This window comes from Halalkalibacter sp. AB-rgal2 (genome assembly GCF_041821005.1).
Classification (GTDB): domain Bacteria; phylum Bacillota; class Bacilli; order Bacillales; family Bacillaceae_D; genus Halalkalibacter.
In genome coordinates this window covers 1-1,568 of record NZ_JBGUAV010000062.1, presented here as the reverse complement: position 1 = coordinate 1,568, position 1,568 = coordinate 1, and the positions used below count along the sequence as shown (strand labels likewise).

Here is a 1,568-nt window from a genome sequence, read left to right as displayed (position 1 = left end):
TGAATCAATTTCATAATTTAAACCCTTAGTCTCACAAGGCTTTCCAGACACAAAAAAAGGAGTACCTCCCCAAAAGTCGAATTAGTTAAGTGACCAAACAAAACTACGACTGGAGGAAGACTCCCTTATGACCATTATACGACAAGGAAGCCTATTTGACCTGCAAGATTTATACAATTTAGAACCTACCCACCGTTTTGAAACGGTATTTTCGTCCATTGAAATCGATCCTATTTTGGCTGTTGTATCGAAAAAATCCTTGTATGGCGCGCCTGTTCAACTTAATTATGCAGCGATGATCTACTCACTTGTCGCTAGAGTTCTTGAACGTATTCCAACGATAAAGGATCTGATTAAACGACTCAAATATGACTATATGTTCCGTTTAGATTGTGGGTTCCTTCTTTCTGATGCGATTCCATCTGAAGCTTCTTATTCGAGAATGCTTACTAAAATAGCGGAATCTCCTGTTCTTGAACGTGTTCAAGAAACGCTCATCCTTCAAGCGGTGACGGAAGGATTTATCACAGATGACACCATTGCCATTGATGCGACTCATATTGAAGCTCGTGACCAGGCACCATCCAAAGAAGAAAAACCTAAACCTAAATCTAAAAAACGCGGGCGCAAATCCAAAGAAGAACAAGAAAAATGGCTTCAAGAACAAGCGGAACGAGAAGAAGCCCTTCCGATTTTCGAGAAAAAGATTGAAGCCCAACTTGGTGTATCTTTAGCCGAGTTACGTTCTGCTGTTCCTCTTGACCCTAAGTGGGGCATCAAGAAAAATAGTGAAGGAAAGAACGTGTTTTGGTTTGGCTACAAAGGACATTTCGCTGTTGGAACGAAAAGTCAGTACATTCTTCAGTCGTTCTTTTCCTCTGGAAACCTGAATGATGGAAAAGCGGCCATCCCTTTATTAAAAGGAATGCAAGAGCGTCTTTCTGAACTGCAAATTTCATTTAGTACCCTTGATGCAGGTTATGATTATCCGGCTATTTACCAACAGATTTACCGAATGGGAGCGCAATCCGTGATTGCTTACAACAAGAAAAATGAATCTGAGCTAGAAGGATTTGATCAGCACTTTGCCCCAACCTGTGTCCGAGAACACTCGTATCGATACGATAGTTACGATGCGACGTACGAGACATTAAAATACACACGTCCGAAACAGTGTGAAGACTGTCCTTTGGCAAGTGACACCTTATGCCAGAAGGTGTATAAAGTGAAAATCACAACCGATTTGCGACGCTATACAGCCCCAGCTCGCGGTTCAAAAGCATGGAAAACGATTTATAAGCAACGAAGTGCAGTAGAACGGGTGATTGCTTATCTCAAGGAATTCTTCCAGTTAAATCATGTTCGCTATCGTACAGGAAAACGGGCCAAGGTACATTTTGATTTGACGCATTTAGTTTATAACGCAGCGAAGCTTGCGTGTGATCGTATAGCTAAATCCATGGACAACAAGGAGAACATGCAAGTAGCTTAATTCCATTTTAAAAAACGCTAAAAGCATAATTGGATTCGTGTAACATTCATGAACTAAGCTTTATGAAATTGATTCA

At 40.8% G+C, this 1,568-nt stretch carries 1 protein-coding gene; it reads left to right on the top strand.

Annotated elements, in window-relative coordinates:
• Nucleotides 1–127: 127 nt before the first annotated feature.
• Nucleotides 128–1,492: an IS1182 family transposase gene (locus ACERJO_RS20920; RefSeq protein WP_373648776.1), complete on the top strand. Its 1,365-nt coding sequence runs from the start codon at nt 128–130 to the stop codon at nt 1,490–1,492.
• Nucleotides 1,493–1,568 lie beyond the last annotated feature (76 nt).